This is a genomic window from Nocardia sp. GP40, assembly GCF_050434125.1.
In the GTDB taxonomy this organism is placed as follows: Bacteria; Actinomycetota; Actinomycetes; order Mycobacteriales; family Mycobacteriaceae; genus Nocardia; species Nocardia albiluteola.
On the sequence record NZ_JBNPVW010000001.1, the window covers coordinates 936247 to 954388 of the forward strand.

Sequence of the window (18142 nt, forward strand, 5' to 3'; positions counted from 1 at the left end):
AAGGACACTGGGGTGAAACTGGAACTGCTACTGCTCGGCATCCTCGGCTTGCGTCCGGCCACCGGGTACGAGCTGAAGAAGTACTTCGACGCGCACGGTCGCTTCCTGCGGGCGAATACCCAGATGAGCCAGGTGTATCGCGCGCTGGCGAAGATGAACGAGGACGGCTGGGTCCGCTTCGAGGTGGATCCGCGCCCCGGCCCGCAGGACGCCAAGACCTATCACCTGACCGATGCGGGATTGACCGCGCTGCGCGAGTGGCTCGCGGGCCCGTACACGCCGCCGGAGTGGTTCACCGACCGGGAATTCGTGGCGCGCCTGAGCTTCGCCGGCTACTTGACCGAGGACGAGTTGCTGCGGCTGATCGATACCGAGCTGGACACCAGGCGCGCGCAGGTGGCGCGTGACCGCAATCGGGACCGCAGTCTGGACTACGACGCGGTCCCGGCCTTTGATGCCGAACTCGAGTTCGGCATCGGAAATCGGTTGCACGAGTGGGGCTCCAATGGCATCGACCTGTACATAGAGCACATCGCGCGCCTGCGCGAGGACCTGGTCAGCGGCCGCCTGCGCGCGGAGGGCCGCGCCACACTCCAGGGCGCGGCCGACGGCGCGCAAGCCCCGGCCCCGAAGGGCAAGCGCGTCACGACGAGTCGATGAGCGGTGAGGGAAAGTAGTCCCACCCGGTGCGCCGCCACCATCGCGCGTGCGGCGCGAGGTTCGCGCGATACTCCGCCCACGTGCGATCGGCGGCGCCGAACCAGGCGTTATCGGCCACCCCGGCCAGCCGGGGCAGGATCAGCCCGCCGAGATCGTGAACGCGCTCGGCCGGAATGGCGCAATGCCGTCCCGGCCGAGCGCGCGGAGGGGGACTCAGCGCCGTGCTGGGGAAATCGCGGTGGGCGCGCTGAGGTCGGTCACGCTGGAGCCGACGCGGACTTCGAAGGTGACCGGTTCGCGCAGCCACTCGTGACGCTCGGCCGACCAGTGCCGCAGGGCGCGCGGCTCGATCTCCATCCGCGCGGTGACGGTCTGCCCGGCCTTGGCGCGCACGACGGCGTACCCGGCCAGCCAGCGGACCGGCCGATCGACCGCGGAGGGTCCGGACACCGAAAGGTAGGCCTGCACCACGTGTTTGCCGGCCCGATCGCCGGTATTGGCGACGTCCACGACGACGGAGACCGACCCGTCCGAGTTCTCCACCGCCTCCGGCTCGCCGATTCGCCACGTGGTGTAGCCGAGGCCGTATCCGAACGGGATGGCGGGCGCGGGCCCGCCGCCGGCTGCCAGCCGCAGCCACGCGCGATATCCGAGGTGGATGCCCTCGGTGTACTCCAGCCGGCCGTCGCGGGGTTCCACGTCCCAGACCGGGACGTCGGCCTCGGCAGCGGCCCAGGTGGTCGGGATGCGGCCGCCGGGTTCGGTTGCGCCGCACAGGACATCGGCCAGCGCGCCACCGAACTCCTGGCCCGGGAACCAGGTGAGCAGGACGGCCGGGACCTCCTCCAGCCAGGGCATGACGACCGGGCCGCCGGAATTGACGACCACGACGGTGCGGGGGTTGACGGCCAGCACGCGGCGCACCAGCTCGTCCTGGCCCTCGGGCAGCGCCAGGGTGGAGCGGTCGAAGCCCTCGGATTCGAGGTTCTCGGTGGTGCCCACCACCACGACCGCGACATCGCTGTCGGCGGCCAGGCGCACGGCGCGCTCGAGCTCCTGCGCCGGTGTGCCGTAGACGTCCTCGGTGCCGAGCGTGACGCGCGCGATCGGGAACCCGCCCGGCAGCTCGGGCCGCAGGGTGAGCGAGATGTCCACGGGGCGAGCGGATTCCAGCTCGATGTCAAATACCTGGGCGGGCGGGTGCATGATCGCCTTGACCACGTCATCGCCCTCCGGGCGCACGATGTCCGAGCTCAACACCCGGCCGTCCACCCGGAAGACGACCTCGCCGAGACAGGAGAAGCCGATCCGATGCAAGCCGCCGGCGGCCGGGGTGTAGCGCGCGGTCACGTCGATCGTGGCGGCGCGGGCGAGCCGCTCGTCGCCGATCCACCCGAAACGTCCGGTCGGGAAGATCTCCTCGTCGAACGCGGTGCCCTCGGCATCGAGGTAGCGCACGCGGACGCCGGCAGCCCCGGTCCCGGGATCGACGACCGAATTCCGTTCGAAGGCATACAATTCCGGCTCCGGGATAACCCCCGCGGCGTAATCGACCCGCGCCTCGCCGAAGGTCTCGCGCAGCCCGTCCAGCGGCGAGACTACGACCTCCGGGAAGACCATCGCCGACCCGCCGCCCTGATTGCGGCCCCGGCGGGCATGATGGCCGATGACCGCGAGCCGGGTCCCGGCCGCCGGTGCGACCGGCAGCAACCCGTCGTTGCGCACCAGCACCATGGCGTCCGCGGCGACCTCGCGCAACAGCGAGCGAATCTCGGCATTCGACCACGGCGCGGGCTGATCTGCCACGGGCGCAACCGAATCCAGCGCCCCCACGCGCGCGGCGAGCCGCAGCAGACGCAGAACCTTGTCGTCGATAACGGCCGCGTCGACCTGCCCGGCGCGCACGGCCCGCAGCAGCGCCTCGCCCCACGCGGTGTCGGGGCCGGGCATGACCAGATCCTGGCCGGACGAGGCGGATTCGACGGTGTCGCGCACCGCGGTCCAGTCCGAGACCACGGCCCCGTCGAATCCCCACTCGTCCTTGAGCGGTTCGCGCAGCAGGGGATTGGCGCTCATGGTGGCGCCGTTGACCTGGTTGTAGGACGACATCACCAGCCACGCACCGCCTTCGGCGACCATGCGCTCGAACGGAGCCAAATAGACCTCGCGCAGCGTGCGCTCGTCCACTCGGACGTCCATGGTGAAGCGGTCGGTCTCACTGTCGTTGGCGACGTAGTGCTTGGCCGTGGCCGCGACCCCGTGTGCCTGGACCGCCCGGACGTAGGCGGCGCCGAGCACTCCCGACAGCCACGGGTCCTCGCTGAACGACTCGAAATGCCTTCCACCGCGCGGGGATCGGTGCAGGTTCACCGTGGGGCCCAGCACGACATCGACCCCCTTGGCGCGGGCCTCGGCGGCGATCAGCGCGCCGAGGCGGCGAATCTTGTCCACGTCCCAGGTCGCGGCGACCGCGGTGGCCGACGGCAGGCTCGCGGAGGGGTCGCGGTCGTCCATCGAGACGCCGCGCACACCGGACGGGCCGTCGGACATGACGATCGAGCGCAGCCCGATGGCGGGCTCGTCGTGCAGTGACCACACCGAGGCGCCGCTGAGCAGTCGGACCTTCTGTTCCAGGCTCAATTTATCGGCCAGTGCCGCGAGATGGCCCTCGAGCTCGGGCGCGTCGGTGTGCAGGGGTGTATTCACGAGTACTCCGGTCTCTGAAAGTGTTGGTGGTGGCGGGATTCGGTTCACGCGTCGGCCTGCTGCGGTGCGGTGGAGCGCACTCCGAGCAGGCGGGCGAACATCGCGGCGTTGTCCTTGGTCTCCCCGGATCCTTCGGTCCTGGCCGCGTCGAAGAACCGCTGGAACAGCGCGCGCTCCTCGGGATTCATCAGCGGGCCCTGCGCGGTCCAGGACGCCCCGAGCGCGCCGTTGTCCGGGTGCAGCCGCCGGTGCAGATCCTCGGCCTGCTCGGCGCGGCCGGTGGCGCGCAGATGTTCCATGTACTGTTCGGGCTGGTTGTACAGGACCGGCCCGTTCTGCAGGGTGACCTGCATCGGATCCGGGAGCGCGCCGGGCGTTCCGGCGTAGAAGTCCCACCACTGCTGCAGCTTCGAGCGCATGGCGTCGGCCAGCTCCGGCTCGTCGGTGATCAGATTCCGGGTCAGGTGGGGGTCGGCGCTCACGTCGAACAGCGACTCCCACTCGGCCTTGAAGCACCCGGGATGATAGGTGCGGATGTAGAGGTGGTCATGGGTGCGGACCGCGCGCTGATACGTGTGTGCGCCGTGCCCCCACACCAGGTAGTCGCGGGACTCGATCGCCTCGCCGCGCACCGCCCCGGCGAACGAACGGCCCTGCCACTTGGACGGAATCGGCAGGCCCAGCAGCTCGCAGAGGGTCGGGGCGTAGTCGATGTTGTACAGCAGCGCGTCGTTGCGCCGGCGTTCGGCGCGATCGGTGACGCCGGGCCAGTACACGACCATCGGCAGGTGGTGGACCGCCTCGTTGGCCAGGCCGTGCTCGGCGTAGGAGCCCTGCTCGCCGAAGGACTCGCCGTGGTCCGCGCTGATGATGATCGCGATGTCCTCGGTCAGGCCGAGCTCGGCGATGGCGTCGCGCAGTCGTCCGAAGTGGTGGTCCCAGAACATGATTCCGCCGTCATAGCCGTTGATCAGGTGCTCGAAATCGGCGCGGTCGGCGATCTGGTCGGGCATGTTGTGCGGCACCCGGCTCTTGCGGGGAACCGTCGCGTAGTGCAGATCCCGGGCCGTGCGGGGGCCGTAGATGTCCTGGTGGGCATCGATCGCCGCCTGGTCCGGCCACGCCGGCGCCGGCCCCGCCGCAGCCGCCCGCTCGGTCCACTCCCGGTCCTGCAGGTAGTCGGTGTGCGGGTCCCAGTAGGTCAGGTGCAGATACCAGTTCTCCTCGTCCTGATGCCCCGCGATCCACTCGATCGCCTTGTCGGTCACGGCATTCGCGGGCTCGTCGCCGAACTCCGGTGTGGCGCGCATGGATTCGCGGAAGTTGCCCAGGAAGTAGTGGGCGCGGTGGCGCTCGGCGAAACTCGAGATCGCGGCGGTGTAGTAGCCGCACAGACCCAGGTACTGCCCGAGCAGCGGGCGGGGCAGCTGTGGGGCGTGGCCGGTGTCCATGCGGTACTGGGCGGCTTGGCCGGCGTGCCCGATGACGCCGTTGGTGATGCCGAACTGGCCGCTGGTTCAGCATCTTTCGGTGCTCGTGGATGGGCTGTGAATCAGCGGGCACCGCAGTCGTCCAGCACGGCAGCGGCGTGATCGCCTGAACCTCGACGGGAGTGCCGGGTGGGGCCGTTGTGCGATGGTCCGCCCGTGTGAGCCCGTTGTCGCGATGACCGACCGGTGCCGCCGTTGCGACTCCGCTCATCAGGGTGATTACCGTGGTGAGCCCGGCGATCGTGGCGTGGCCGAACCTGGTCATAGGCTTTCTCCTTCCCGCGATTCAGCGCGCCTTGACCGGCACGATGGCCAGCGCGCCGAGTCCGGCGACGGCCGCGACGATCGGATACAGCGCGCCGTACCCGCCGGTGACGGAGACGATCGCCGCTGCGGTCATCGGGGCGATGGTGTTCGGCAGGGTTGCGGCGATATTGATGATTCCCAGATCGGTTGCCGCGCTGCTTTTCCCGGGCAGCACCTCGGTCACCAGCGCCTGGTCGACGGCGAGGAAAGTGCCGAAGCCGATGGTGAGAACCACGATCGAGCAGATCAGCCCGACGCGGGTCGGGCTGGCGAGCGGGATGAGTGCGGAACCGGCGATGATCAGTCCGCCGACCAGCACGATGGGCTTGCGCCGCCCGATCCGGTCGGATATCACGCCCGAAACGCTGGTGGCGAGCAGGAATCCGGGCAGGCTCGCGATGCTCAGCACCGGCGCCATATGGGTGGCGTCGTGCACGCTGAGCCCGATGTAGTCCTCGAGGATGTAGAGCTGGAAGGTCAGGACCATGTAGTAGCCGCCGCAGATGAGGAAGCGCCCCAGGAAGACCCACGCGAAATCGGGATGCCGCACCGGATTCACCCACAGGGATCGCAGGAATCCGCCGATCGAGAAGTCCGGGCGCGGTGCGGCGCGGTTGTCCCGGTCCGGATTCAGGATCAGGAAGATCGTCACCGTGAGCGCGATGGCGATGGCCCCCACCAGGTAGCCTGCTGCGATCCGGGTGGCGAAGGACGAGCCGACGACGGGCGCGAGCATGGCCCCGCTGATGGTCCCGAGCCCGGCCAACGCCGAATAGCGCCCGCGCCGGTGCACCGGGACCCGGTCCGGCTGGATCGCCGTCAGCGGTGCGCCGAGCGCGTTGAATCCGACGTGCGCCACCACGGCGGCCGCGAGAAGCATTGCCACGGAACGCGATACGCCCGCAGCGACCAATCCGACGCAGCCGACGAGCGCGCCCGCGAGAATCCAGGGGGTCCGCGCGCCCCAGCGCGTGCGGGTGCGATCGGACATCAGGCCCACCAGTGGCTGGGCCACCATCGAGGCGATCGCCACGGACGCGTGCAGCACCGCGAGCGTCTCGACCTTGTGGACGCTGTCGAAGCTCTGGATCTGCAGGGCCGCGAAATAGCCGACGATCCCGTAACTGAACTGCGGGCAGACGCTGGCGAACGGAATGGTCCGGAACAGCCGGCGTAGCCGGGCCTCCGAAACCGGTTCGGCCGCAGGCACATCGAGACTCATGGCAACCCCGGTGCCGCCAGCGGGGGGTTGCTCGCTCATCGGTCTCCCGCGGACGGCCGGTCGCTGGTGACGCTCAGGCGCTCGGTCAGGAAGTCCAGCGTCGGCCCGAGCGCGACATCGCTGTAGGCGACGGCGTGACGATGCCCCGGGACGAGCTGGGTGCTGACCGTCGCGCCGGCCGCGCGGAGCCGGTCGGCGAGCTCGGTTATCTGCGTGGCGGCAACGAGTTCGTCGCTGGAGTTGAACAGCAGGGCGGGCGGGGCGCCGGGAGAGACGTGCAGTACGGGCGAGGCCGCGGCGGCCCGGTCCCGGCAATTCGGCAGTACCGCAACGCATCCGAGATATGCCGCGGCAGAGCCCGTCGCCATCGTCACGTCCTTCGGTGAGGTGTGCGCGGTGAGATCGTAAGGGCCCGACCACCCCACGACGGCGGCCAGCGGCGCATGGTCGGTGATCACGGCCTGCATGAGCAGATTCGCCCCGGCCGAGGTGCCGAGCCCGCCGATCCGGTCGCGGTCCACCCCGAAGCGATCCGCGGCGGCGCGGACATAGCCGATCGCCGCCTCGACGTCGCGGTACTCGCGGGGGGCGCGGGGCGCGGACAGGTCGTAGTCGATATCGAAGACGACCAGGCCACGCTGCGCGGCAGCGCGCGCCTCGCTGTCCAGGAGCTGCCGGCTGCCCTGCACCCACGCGCCGCCGTGCACGAAAATTGCTGCGGGATAATGGTTTCCGGGCCGCTCGGCGGCCGGTCGGTACACCGTCATGGGCATCGGGCCGTGATCGGTGGGGTAGGTGGTCTCATCGATGCCGGGTGCGGCGAGTTGTGCCGAGGCGATGCCGGGGACCGCGAGCGCACTCAGCAGTGCCGCGGCGGCTACGAAACCGGTCAGGCGGGTTTTGTTCACCATTGTTTCCTCGACTACCTGGGACCGGTCTGCTGGAGTCGCGCCAGCATCTGCTGGAATCGCGCCATCATCTGCGCCGCCTGGGGGCTCATTTTTGCCGCCAGCGCCACGGTTTCGGCCGGGACGGAGAACAGCACCATGCTCGGGGTGTAGGTGCCGTCGAGCCGGGCCAGCAGGTAGCGCGCCGCGCCGGAGACATAGCCGCCGACACCGTTGGCAGCGTCGGCGAGGGCCTCGCGGTGCGGGAGCAGCCGGGCATCGGGCAATGCGGTCAGGGCGGCGAGAGCCTCCAGCCGCACCGGCAGCGGCTGGGCGGCGGACACATACCCGGCCAGCCGCGCCACCGCGTGCTCGTCGCCGCAGTAGCGGGCGAGCGTCTCGAGGCAGGGGATCAGCACGAAGGCGTCGGATTCGGTCTCGACGGCGGTGGCCAGCCGGGCACGGGTAGCCTCCCCGGGGGCGCCGCTGGCCAGCAGGCCGATCGCTGCCCAGCGTCGCACCGTGGCGTCGGGGTCTGCGAGCGCGTCGAGGAAGCGGGCCGTGGCGCCGGGTCCTCGTTCCGACGCCGCATCGGCGATATCGAGGACGCGCTCGAGCGGATACGCGCCGGGTGCGCGCGAGGCGTCGTAACCCTCGTGCGGCGACCCCTCGGGCAGGAAACCGTTGTCGTGCACGGCCAGGGTGTGCCCGCGCAACACCGTGGCCAGCCGCCGCTCGACCTCGGCGTGGGCCGGGTCACCGGCGAGGTTGTGGACCTCGTCCGGATCGGTGTCGAGGTCGTACAGTTCGATGCCCGGCTTGGGGTTCCAGAATGTGGACCGGGTCTCGTTCAACCGGCCTGCGAGATGCTCGGTCTCCCAGGACTGGTAGCCCGCGGCCAGCCAGGCGAACGGCTGATGCTGCCCCCACGGCCGGTGCGGGTGATAGTTGCGGATGTAGCGGTAGCGCCGGTCGCGGACCGTGCGGATCACGTCCAGGCGCTCGTCCATGCGGCTGCGGCCGCCGAACGCGTAGCTGGCATCCGGATCGAATGCGTTGTGCGCCAGGCTCTTTCCATCCATGTGACCGGGCAGCGTCGCGCCGGCCACATCGAGCAGGGTGGCCGGGATGCGGTCGGTGGTGACGGCGGCGGCCACCCGGGTGCCCGGCGCCGGGAAGAGTCCGGCATACCGCGCAGGCGCCTTGACGATCAGCGGCACCCGCAGCCCCTCGTCGTAGCAGAAGCGCTTCGAGCGCGGATTCACCCCGCCGTGGTCGGAGGTGTGGATGACGATCGTGGAATCGGTCAGTCCATCCTCGTCGAGCTGGGCGAGCAGGGTGCCGACGTAGGCGTCCATCGCGGCGATGCGGTCGTAGTAGCGTGCGATATCACCGCGGATCTCGGGCGTGCCGGGAAGGTAGGCGGGCACACGCACCCGGGCAGGGTCTACACCGGGTTCGGTCGGCATGAACACCGAGCTCTCGTGGGTGCCGTCGAAGTTGAACACCGCCAGGAAGGGTGCCCCGGGCGCGCGGTTGCGCCAGTGCGCGGTGCTCGAGGACTCGGCCCAGATCGCGTCGGGGTCGACGGCCGCGTTGTAATCGGTCTTGGCGTTGTTGGTGCAGTAATAGCCCTGGTCGCGCATGATTTCGGGGTAGGTGCGCAGCCAGGACGGCATCGGCGCGAGCGCGCGCATGTGGTTGGCGGGTGCATGGCTTTCCGGGCGCAGCCCGGTGAGCATGGCGAAGCGGGAGGGCGCGCAGACCGGCGCGACGCTGAAGGCGTGATCGAACACGACGCCGTCGCCGGCCAGGCGGTCGAGGTTCGGGGTGGCGGCCAGCGGATCGCCGTAGCAGCCGAAGCGAGGCGGACAGTCCTCGCTGACGATCCAGAGGATATTGGGCCGGTCGAGTGGCATGGGATCGGTCCTTCTGAGGAAGAGGGGAAACGTGCCGCGGGGAGCGCGGGTCCACTCCAGCTATACCACAAGTGCCATAGTTTTCGAGGTGGAAACTATTCCATTTGTCGAGTGGTGGTGCTATAACACTAGTGGCATAGTTTGCGAGTGTGGAACGACGCGCCGCGTCACCCACTCGGCGGGGGCGCGACCGAGCCGAGCCGAGCCAGGAGGTCTAGGATCCGATGCACCCGACCGACCATGCTGCCGAGCGGCCAAGCTGTTGTCCCCCCGCCCGTGGCGGCGCGGCGGCAGCCCCCGCGATGCCGTGCCCGAGCCGTGGTGGCGACCCGGGTCGCCCGGACACCGCGGGCATGGTCGCGCTGCCCGGCGGCGAGTTCGCCATGGGTACCGCGGATCCGATCGGCTATCCGGGGGACGGTGAGGGGCCGGTGCGCCAGGTGCGCCTGTCCCCGTTCCTGATCGACGCCGCCGCGGTGACCAATGACCAGTTCGCCCGTTTCGTCGACGCCACCGACTATCGCACCGAGGCCGAGCGCTTCGGATGGTCGTACGTCTTCGCGGGCTTCCTGCCCGCGGCCCTGCGGCGGGAGTCCCCGCGCCCCGAGCGCACCCCGTGGTGGTGCGGGGTGAGCGGCGCGCGGTGGGACCGGCCCGAGGGTCCCGACAGCGACCTGGCCGGCCGCGGCAACCACCCCGTCGTGCACGTGTCGTGGAACGACGCGGACGCCTACGCCCGGTGGGCGGGCAAGCGCCTGCCGACCGAGGCGGAATGGGAGTACGCCGCCCGTGGTGGGCTCGCGGGCGCGCGCTATCCGTGGGGAGACGAACTGGATCCCGGCGGGGAATACCGCTGCAACATCTGGCGCGGCAGCTTCCCCAGCAAGAACACCGCCGCCGACGGGTTCCGCGGCACCGCCCCGGTGGATGCGTTCGAGCCCAACGGGTTCGGGCTGTACAACATGTGCGGCAACGTCTGGGAGTGGTGTGCGGACTGGTTCTCGCCCGAACACCGGCCGGACTCGATCGACCCCACCGGCCCGGTCGCGGGCCGCGACAAGGTGATTCGCGGCGGCTCGCATATGTGTCACGAATCCTATTGCTTCCGCTACCGGGTCGCGGCCCGCTCGGCCAACAGTCCGGACAGTGCCGCGGGGCACACCGGATTCCGTTGCGCCGCATAAACACCGCACATCATTCCGGCACGGTAACCGTGCACCGGAGTTCCGACACCACGAGACCAGGAGACTGCCAGTGAAGGCCATCATGGTGATGTTCGACAGCCTGAACCGGCGCATGCTGCCGCCCTACGGATGCGACTGGACACATGCGCCCAACTTCGCCCGGCTCGCCGAGCGCACCGTCACCTTCGACAACGCCTACGCCGGATCGATGCCGTGCATGCCCGCCCGCCGCGAAATCCACACCGGCCGATACAACTTCCTGCACCGCAGCTGGGGCCCGCTCGAGCCGTTCGACGACTCCATGCCGGAGCTGTTGAAGCAGTACGGAATTCACACCCACCTGGCCAGCGACCACCCGCACTACTGGGAGGATGGCGGCGCGACCTATCACGGCCGGTACACCACCTGGGAGTTCTTCCGCGGGCAGGAGGCCGATCCCTGGAAGGGGCAGATCACGCCGCCGGAGATGCCCGCCGACGACCTCGAGCGGATGCGCACCCCGCAATACACCCAGGACTGGGTGAACCGGCAGCACATGCCGACCGAGGCGGAGCACTCGCAGACGCTGACCTTCGACGCGGGCCTGGAATTCATTTGTACGAATGCGGCGTCGGATCGCTGGTTCGTACAGATCGAGACCTTCGATCCGCACGAGCCGTTCTTCAGCCACAAGAACTACAAGGATCTCTACCCGCACGACTACGATGGCCCGCACTTCGACTGGCCCGACTACAAGCGGGTCACCGAGACCGCGGACCAGGTCGAGCACGCCCGCCTCGAGTACGCGGCGCTGCTGTCCATGTGCGACCACTCGCTGGGGCGGGTGCTGGACATGATGGACGAGCTGAACCTGTGGGACGACACCATGCTGATCGTCAACACGGACCACGGATTCCTGCTCGGCGAGCGCGGCTGGTGGGGAAAGGCCGTGCAGCCCTGGTACAACGAGCTGGTTCACCTGCCGCTGTTCGCATGGGATCCGCGCGCCGGGGTCGCGGGGGAGCGGCGCGGGTCGCTGGTGCAGACCATAGATCTGGCGCCCACGTTGCTCGACTACTTCGGCGTGGGGATTCCCGCCGACGTGCAGGGCACGCCGCTGCCGATCGCGGCGGGCAGCGGTGCCCGCACGGCCGGACTGTTCGGAATCTTCGGCGGCCACGTCAATGTCACCGACGGCCGCTATGTATACATGCGCGCCTGCGCCACGGCGGCCAACGAGCCGCTGCTCGAGCACACGCTGATGCCGACCCACATGCGCGGCCGTTTCACGCCCCAGGAACTGCACGGGATGGAGCTGACCGATCCGTTCGAATTCACCAAAGGCGTTCGGCCGCTGCGCATATCGGGCCGATCGCTGGTCAACCCGTTCATGCACGGCACCTTGCTGTTCGACCTGCTCGCCGATCCCGGCCAGCTCGAACCGCTCGTCGATGACGAAATAGAGTCCCGCATGGCCGATTTGATGGTAGAGCTGATGCGCGCGAACGATGCGCCGCCGAGCCAGTTCGAGCGACTCGGACTGCCCGTCGAAGGACCGGTCGGGGCCGAGCATCTGCTGGTGCGGGCGCAACGCGAGCAGGCGTTGATCGCGGCGGAACCGCTTCCGGGCCGGGACGAATTCCCGCAGGGACGTTTGTCGCTCGAATCGCCGCTACACACCCTGATCGCCGATCCCGCGGCCCTCGAGGCGCTGCGCCGGCACGTGCCCGCGATCGCGGATTCGGAATTCCTGCAAATGCTCGGGCCGCTCGCGCTCTACGATTTCGCGTCCATGGCCGCCGGAATTGTGTCGGTAGCGGGTCTGCAGGAACTGGCGAAAGAGCTCGCCATGCTCTGATGCTGCCGCTCGCCGAAATTCTCGGATCATAATTCTGGAGCATTACCGTCGCTGTAAGGCGTCGGGGGAATTTGTCTGGCCGTGGCCTGCACATGTGCAGGCCACGGCCATTTTTTGTTTCGGACGGCAGCTGTTCGGGGCGCTGAATTTATCTTCCTGAATGACTCGAAAACCCTCCATGAGAACCTCCTGTGAACTAGTGTCGTTCACTAGCGCGCGCGGCCGCTGGAAGCTACAGCGGCCTTATCGATGCCGCTCGGATTCGACAACCCTCATTCATCGACCCGGGCGAGTGTCTCGAATTATTTAGGAAATCCCATGAGAATTCGCAAAGGTACCTGCGCCGTAATGCTCGCCGCCGGGGTCGCGGTGGCCACCGCCGCGAACACCGTCGCCGTCCCGAGTTCAGCAGCCCCACTTCCCAGCCAAGCGACCGTCGTGCCCGACACCGTCGCGGCGGCCGTCGCCGCCGGATACCGGGCGCACGTGGTCGATGGTGCCGTGCTCGCGACCATCCGGACCGGGGCCTTCACCCTCGGCAACCGCTCCATCGAGCTGCGAGACCCGCAGGGCGCGGTAAAGGACACCGTGCCTTTGTCTTTCGTCCTGGACAACGCGGAATATTCGATCGACGCCCAGATCTCGCCCGACGGCAAGACCCTGCGCATGACTCCGCGACTGCCCGCGGGCCACAGGGTGGCGACGCCGGTCGCGTCCCCGCTGGAGAACCAGCTGGCCATGAACGACCTGATCAACTCCGTCAGCTTCGGCCTGTCCGCGGGCTCGCTGATCGGCACCGTTATCGGCGCGGTCGTCGGCATCGGGGCCGGTCTGGTTGTGTCGGGCGCCTCGTGCCTGGTGCTGACCATCGGCTGCGTGCTCGCCGTGGTGCCGATCGTGACCCTGATGGGCGGGGTCGGCGGGCTGGCCGGGCTCGCCCTCGGCGGCGCCCCCGGATTGATTGCGGGCCTGTGGAATTACTACACGACCATGACCGCACCGCCCGGGCACAGCAAGTACGCCGATCAGCTGCCCGGCCTGCCGCAGAGCCGGCGTGGATTTCCGGACCGTCGTCGACAACGGCTGGGTGACAACATCATTGGGTGCCGGGCACTTCACCGCCGCCCCGGACGGGCACTCCATCCTCGTGGTCGACGAGCTCGGCCGGACCGTCGGGCAGCTGCCGCTGTCGATTCGCCTGGCCGACCGCGGATACGATGTCCGCCAGTCGATTTCGCACGACGGCCGAACCCTGCGACTGGCCGCCGACCTGAGCAGCGCGCGGCCCCTGGCCCAGCCGGTGGCCTCGCCGCTCGAGAATCAGCGCGCCGCCAATGACAGTCTCGCCCAGCTGGGTCTGGCCTCGGCGCTGGGCCCGCTGGCCGGCGCGGTGGCGGGCGCGGTCCTCGGCGCGGTCGTCGCGCTCGCCACGTGCGCGATCCTCACCGTGGGCTGCCTGCTCACCGGTCTGCCGATCATCGGCGTGTTCGCCGGGGTCGGCGGGCTGGCCGGCACGATTCTGGCGGGCGGCGGCGCGGCGGCCTGGGGCGCGTGGAACTACCCCCAGACCCTGGCCGCCCCGCCGGGCACGAGCCCCTACGCCAAGAACGGCGAGGGAACCGACGGCGCCGGCGTGCCCGACTCTGTGCTGCGGGTGCCGAAGCTGGCCACCGGCTCCAGCAGCGGCAGCGGCAGCGGCAAAGGCTGAAAGGGTATGTCGCACATGCCTCAGGCGGTCAGGTCTTCTGGGCGGCGCGGCACGGAGATCGACCGCGGTCTTGCCTTGACGCTCGCGGCAGGGTTTAGCGTTCGGCGGCATCGTCGTTCGGTCACCGCCGGGCGGCACCGACCCCAGGAGTTTCCGTATGCGATTTGCTACCAGCTACTACACGGCGTTCAACGGCACCGATCCCGATCGGCTCGTCACCTACGCACAGCATGCCGAGAGGTGTGGGTTCGAGGGGTTGTACGTCACCGATCACATCGCGCTGTATCCCGGCGCGCGGTTCGGGGCGGGCGAGCTGCCCTCGACGCTGCCGTATTTCGATCCGCTCGATTGCCTGAGTTTCGTTGCCGGGCAGACACATCGGATACTGCTCGGCACGGGTGTGCTCCTGCTGCCGTACCGGCATCCGGTGGTGCTGGCCAAGCGCTTGGCGACCATCGATGTGCTGTCGCGGGGGCGTCTGCGGTTGCTCACCGTCGGGATCGGCACGCTGCCGGGGGAGGCCGACGCCATGGGGGTGGACTTCCGCAGTCGCGGCAGGCGCGCCGACGAGGCCATCGATGTGCTGCGCCTGCTGTGGTCCGGCGGGGCGGACGGTGTCAGTTACGACGGCGAGTTCTTCGCCCTCGACAACATCTGCAGCTACCCGAAACCCCATGGCGTAAGCGAGCTTCCGATCCATGTCGGCGGCTCGAGCCCGGCCGCGGCCCGGCGCGCGGGACGACGCGGCAACGGCTTCTTCCCCGGCGGCATGCTCACCGAGCACGAGCGCGACCGGCAGTTCGAGCTCGCCCGCCGGGCCGCGGTCGACGCGGGACGCGACCCGGAGGCACTCGAGTACACCAGGCGGGGATCGGCCGACATGTCCGCCGACCAGGTCCGGGAACTCGCGGACCATGGGGTCGACCGTCTCGTCGTCGATTTCGGCGGCGGCGCGCCCGAGGAGCAGCTCGACCGGATGTCACAATTCGCCGAACGTTTCGGTCTCACCCGACGGTCCGATCCGGCGGTCCAGGCCTGAGCGCGACCGGCTCAGCGGGCGTAGTCGGCCAGGAGTAGTCGCGTTGCCAGGCGCACGTCGTCCTCCGCGCGGCGCGGAGAGGTCTTGTGCCCCAACGCCGATACCAGCACGCCCCACCAGCTGTAGACGAGCAAGCGGATCACGTCCATGTTCGCGCGGTCGGGCGCCAGCTCGGTGAGGGTGCGCAGAATCGCCTGGGGCAGTACGGTTTGCGACATCAGGCCGTCCTCGGTGGGGCCCGTCATGTAGGTTCCGGCGGCGGCCTGCAGCATCGCGCCGCACAGGCGCGGCGTGCGCAGCAGCTCGCGGTTCAGCGCCACCAGATTCTCGCCGAGCTCGGCGATCGGATCCGGGCCGCCGGTGGCCCACCGCGCGTCCAGGAACCGGCCTATCTTCGCATCGAACAGGGCCGCGAACAGGTGCGTCTTGGACGGGAAGTAGCGATACAGCGTGCCGATTGCCACCCCCGCCGCCTTGGCGACGTCGACCATCTGGACCCGGTCGTAGTCCGCGGCGGACCCGAGCTCGGCGGCGGCGTCCAGGATCCGCTCGCGCCGCACCATCTGCCGTTCGGATACGGGCGCGGCCGGTGAACGCACCTCGGCGATTCGCGCCATATTCGTACCTTCCTGAAGAGCAGTGGAGACGACAACGGACAAACGGAACACCCAGAATAGAGCCCACGCGCCGGATTGCCGATCACGGTCAGGATGCGAAGGCCTGCCCCACGTGCGCGCCGGGGACGATCGTGCGCAGGTAGCCGTGCATTTCACCGGAGACCGTGCGTACCGCCTGAATCAGTTGCGGCGCAACCCTTTCCAGCGCGGCATCGGACGCACCCACCAGCGAGATCGCGCCGATCGGACCGTCGGGCCCGCGTACCGCGGCCGCGGCACAGCCGATGCCCGGCACACATTCGCCGCGCTCGTAGGCCACCCCGCCGGCGCGCCGGATCCGGCCCAGCTGCTGGTGCAGCACCCCGCCCTCGCCGATGCTGCGCGGGGTGCGGCGCACCAGGCGGGGCGAGTATTCGGTATCGATCTGCTCCGGGGGGAGCCATGCCAGCATCGCCTTGCCGAGCGCGGTACACGAGGCCGGGGCGCGTCCGCCGACCCGCGACGGTATGTCGGCCGCCGCGCGACCGCCCACCTTGTCCAGGTAGTACACCTCGGGGCCGTCGAGGACGGCCAGGTGCACGACGAGCTCGGTGCGCAGCGCCAGGTCGAACAGGACCGGCGCCGCGGCGGCGCGCAACGCGTCGTGCCCGGTCTCGCGGCCGCCCAGGCACAGGGCGCGTTCCCCGAGCCGATAGCCGCTCGCCGTGCGCCGCAGCCAGCGCAGCCGGACCAGTTGTTCGAGGATCCGGTAGGCGGTGGACCGGGGCAGGCCGGTCTGCTGCGCGATCTGCTCTAGGGCCCGCCGGGTGTGCGGGCGATCGAAGCAATCCATGATCAACGAGACCCGCTCGATCATCGAGGGCGGCAGCGTGTGCCGCTCGGGCGTGGATCGGGCATCGGTGCTCACCATCGAGGTCATGCCATCCGCCTTCGAAAAACTGAAATTGATTCTAGTTAGACGGTAGCAGTGTGGCGCGTCGTTGCACAGGGTTTTCACGCGGCTCGGAACGCGAGTTTTCGGTGGTCCGGGTGCGACGGGCATCTGGGGTTGATGCTGCGCCGGCCGATCGCGAGACCGGCCGGCGCAGCGGGCTCACTCCGCCGCGGGACGACTCCCGGCGCTGAGTACATACATCAGTCCGCCGCCGAACAGCGCGCCGACCGGCCACGACAGCGCGGTCACGTACTGCGAATGCGGCACCAGCGCCACCAGCACCCCAGCCACGCCCGCGATCACCAGGGCGATCAGCGCGCGCGGGTTGAAGCCGCGGGTGTAGTGGTAAAGGCCCTGCGGCGCCTCGGAATACAGATCGGCGACAACGGTGCGCTGGCGGCGCAGCAGGTAGTAGTCGACGATCAGGATGCCGAACACCGGGCCCATCAGTGCCCCGACCCCGCCCAGGAAGTAGACGATGAAATTCTGGTTCTCCCACAGCTTCCAGGGCAGCACCAGGATCGACAGCACGGCGGTGATGACGCCGCCGGTGCGGAACGAGATGTATTTCGGTGCGGTATTGGAGATGTCGTAGGACGGGGAGACGAAGTTCAGCACCACATTGATGCCGACGGTCGCGATCGCGAACACGGCCGCGGCGATGATCACGATCGTGTTGTCGTGAATGTGGGCAACCAATTCCACCGGATCCGAGAGCACCTTGCCGTACACCTTCAGGGTGGCCAGCGAGATGATGATCGAAATCACCACGAACGCGGTCTCGTTGACCGGAATACCCCAGGCATTACCGCGCACGATGGCCTTCTTGCTGGGCGAGAAACGCGCGAAATCGGCGTAGTTCACCAGCGGCCCGGCCATGAACGCCACCATCAGGAATGCCACCCCGACGAAGGCGGCCACGGTCTTGCCGCCCGAGAGCGCCGCGCCCGATCGTGCGCCGAAATCGATGCTCCAGCCCGCCTTCGCGAAAATCCAGATCGCGAGGGCCAGCATGCCGATCCACACCACCGGCCCCGCGAAATCCGAGGCCTTGCGCACGACATTCATGCCGTAGCTGATGATCAGCAGCTGCACCGCCCACAACACCAGGAACGACATCCAGCCCAGCGTGGACAGCCCGATGAAGCTATGCACGGTCAGCGATTTCAGACCGGGCGCCACGCGCAGCAGCAGCACGATCAGCGCGGTGGAGGCCAGATACGTCTGGATGCCGTACCAGAACACCGCCACCAGCGCCCGCAGCAGCGCCGGGATATTCGCGCCGAATATCCCGAACGCGCCGCGGGCGAACACCGGGAACGGCACCCCGACCCGCTGCCCGGCCACGCCGATCAGATTGCTGCCGCCCCAGAGCATCAGCACGCCGACGAACAGCGCCAGCATGGTCTGCCAGCCGGTCAGCCCGAGTGCCAGCATGCCAACCGCGAAGCCGTAGCTGCCGATGCTGTGCGCCGAGGTCATCCAGAGACAGAACAGGTCCCAGGTGCGCCACACCGCATTCTCACTCGTGGTGGGCGTCAGGTCCGGATTGACCAGCGCCGAACGTTCCGGTGTGCCCTCGGGCTCCCGAACCTGTGTATCTGTCATCTCTTTTCCTAACTCTTCCCGGGAG

General features: G+C 69.0%; 14 protein-coding genes. 6 read left to right on the top strand and 8 right to left on the bottom strand.

Annotated features, from left to right (window positions below):
- Positions 1-12 precede the first annotated feature (12 nt).
- A complete protein-coding gene (locus ABH933_RS04035; protein WP_429415355.1) occupies positions 13-660 on the top strand; it encodes a PadR family transcriptional regulator in 648 nt (215 codons plus the stop codon).
- Positions 661-873: 213 nt separating this feature from the next.
- Here ABH933_RS04035 and ABH933_RS04040 read toward each other — a convergent pair whose 3' ends face one another.
- From ABH933_RS04040 to ABH933_RS04060, 5 genes are all read right to left on the bottom strand, one after another.
- Positions 874-3366 carry a beta-glucosidase gene (locus tag ABH933_RS04040; protein ID WP_429415358.1) on the bottom strand — a complete coding sequence of 831 codons (2493 nt, stop codon included), beginning with the start codon at positions 3364-3366 and terminating at the stop codon, positions 874-876.
- A 44-nt stretch (positions 3367-3410) separates the two neighbouring features.
- Positions 3411-4817: a sulfatase family protein gene (locus ABH933_RS04045; RefSeq protein ID WP_429415361.1), complete on the bottom strand. Its 1407-nt coding sequence runs from the start codon at positions 4815-4817 to the stop codon at positions 3411-3413.
- Between the two features lie 325 nt (positions 4818-5142).
- Positions 5143-6423: an MFS transporter gene (locus tag ABH933_RS04050; RefSeq protein WP_429415364.1), complete on the bottom strand. Its 1281-nt coding sequence runs from the start codon at positions 6421-6423 to the stop codon at positions 5143-5145.
- Complete coding sequence (locus tag ABH933_RS04055; RefSeq protein WP_429454913.1) at positions 6420-7295, bottom strand: alpha/beta hydrolase; 876 nt, start codon at positions 7293-7295, stop codon at positions 6420-6422. The genes ABH933_RS04050 and ABH933_RS04055 overlap by 4 nt, the downstream gene beginning before the upstream one ends.
- Positions 7296-7306: 11 nt before the next feature.
- Entirely contained in the window at positions 7307-9190 is a 1884-nt protein-coding gene (locus tag ABH933_RS04060; RefSeq protein ID WP_429415370.1) for a sulfatase family protein, read from the bottom strand.
- Between the two features lie 353 nt (positions 9191-9543).
- On the opposite strand from ABH933_RS04060, the gene ABH933_RS04065 reads away from it, so the two are divergent.
- From ABH933_RS04065 to ABH933_RS04085, 5 genes are all read left to right on the top strand, one after another.
- Positions 9544-10374 (top strand): formylglycine-generating enzyme family protein, encoded by an 831-nt coding sequence (locus ABH933_RS04065; protein WP_429415373.1) that lies wholly within the window; start codon positions 9544-9546, stop codon positions 10372-10374.
- A 70-nt stretch (positions 10375-10444) separates the two neighbouring features.
- Positions 10445-12211: a sulfatase gene (locus ABH933_RS04070; RefSeq protein ID WP_429415376.1), complete on the top strand. Its 1767-nt coding sequence runs from the start codon at positions 10445-10447 to the stop codon at positions 12209-12211.
- Positions 12212-12529: 318 nt separating this feature from the next.
- Positions 12530-13549 carry a hypothetical protein gene (locus ABH933_RS04075; RefSeq protein WP_429415378.1) on the top strand — a complete coding sequence of 340 codons (1020 nt, stop codon included), beginning with the start codon at positions 12530-12532 and terminating at the stop codon, positions 13547-13549.
- Entirely contained in the window at positions 13512-13919 is a 408-nt protein-coding gene (locus ABH933_RS04080; protein ID WP_429415381.1) for a hypothetical protein, read from the top strand. Before ABH933_RS04075 ends, ABH933_RS04080 begins: the two co-directional genes overlap by 38 nt.
- A 157-nt stretch (positions 13920-14076) precedes the next feature.
- The gene (locus tag ABH933_RS04085; protein WP_429415384.1) at positions 14077-14958 is read left to right on the top strand and encodes a TIGR03619 family F420-dependent LLM class oxidoreductase; all 882 of its coding nucleotides are present in this window, start codon (positions 14077-14079) and stop codon (positions 14956-14958) included.
- Positions 14959-14969: 11 nt separating this feature from the next.
- Here the strand turns inward: ABH933_RS04085 and ABH933_RS04090 are convergent, their stop codons facing one another.
- From ABH933_RS04090 to ABH933_RS04100, 3 genes are all read right to left on the bottom strand, one after another.
- Entirely contained in the window at positions 14970-15575 is a 606-nt protein-coding gene (locus tag ABH933_RS04090; protein ID WP_215919382.1) for a TetR/AcrR family transcriptional regulator, read from the bottom strand.
- A gap of 88 nt (positions 15576-15663) precedes the next feature.
- Positions 15664-16494, bottom strand: coding sequence for an IclR family transcriptional regulator (locus tag ABH933_RS04095; RefSeq protein ID WP_215919384.1), 831 nt, complete (start codon positions 16492-16494; stop codon positions 15664-15666).
- A 174-nt stretch (positions 16495-16668) separates the two neighbouring features.
- Complete coding sequence (locus ABH933_RS04100; RefSeq protein WP_429415388.1) at positions 16669-18117, bottom strand: NCS1 family nucleobase:cation symporter-1; 1449 nt, start codon at positions 18115-18117, stop codon at positions 16669-16671.
- Positions 18118-18142 lie beyond the last annotated feature (25 nt).

Bases quoted from the DNA above. Each gene is read 5' to 3' on its own strand.
- ABH933_RS04045 (WP_429415361.1), bottom strand. From the start codon at position 4,817: ATGGACACCGGCCACGCCCCACAGCTGCCCCGCCCGCTGCTCGGGCAG.
- ABH933_RS04050 (WP_429415364.1), bottom strand. From the start codon at position 6,423: ATGAGCGAGCAACCCCCCGCTGGCGGCACCGGGGTTGCCATGAGTCTC.
- ABH933_RS04055 (WP_429454913.1), bottom strand. From the start codon at position 7,295: ATGGTGAACAAAACCCGCCTGACCGGTTTCGTAGCCGCCGCGGCACTG.
- ABH933_RS04060 (WP_429415370.1), bottom strand. From the start codon at position 9,190: ATGCCACTCGACCGGCCCAATATCCTCTGGATCGTCAGCGAGGACTGT.
- ABH933_RS04065 (WP_429415373.1), top strand. From the start codon at position 9,544: ATGGTCGCGCTGCCCGGCGGCGAGTTCGCCATGGGTACCGCGGATCCG.
- ABH933_RS04075 (WP_429415378.1), top strand. From the start codon at position 12,530: ATGAGAATTCGCAAAGGTACCTGCGCCGTAATGCTCGCCGCCGGGGTC.
- ABH933_RS04085 (WP_429415384.1), top strand. From the start codon at position 14,077: ATGCGATTTGCTACCAGCTACTACACGGCGTTCAACGGCACCGATCCC.
- ABH933_RS04090 (WP_215919382.1), bottom strand. From the start codon at position 15,575: ATGGCGCGAATCGCCGAGGTGCGTTCACCGGCCGCGCCCGTATCCGAA.
- ABH933_RS04095 (WP_215919384.1), bottom strand. From the start codon at position 16,494: ATGACCTCGATGGTGAGCACCGATGCCCGATCCACGCCCGAGCGGCAC.
- ABH933_RS04100 (WP_429415388.1), bottom strand. From the start codon at position 18,117: ATGACAGATACACAGGTTCGGGAGCCCGAGGGCACACCGGAACGTTCG.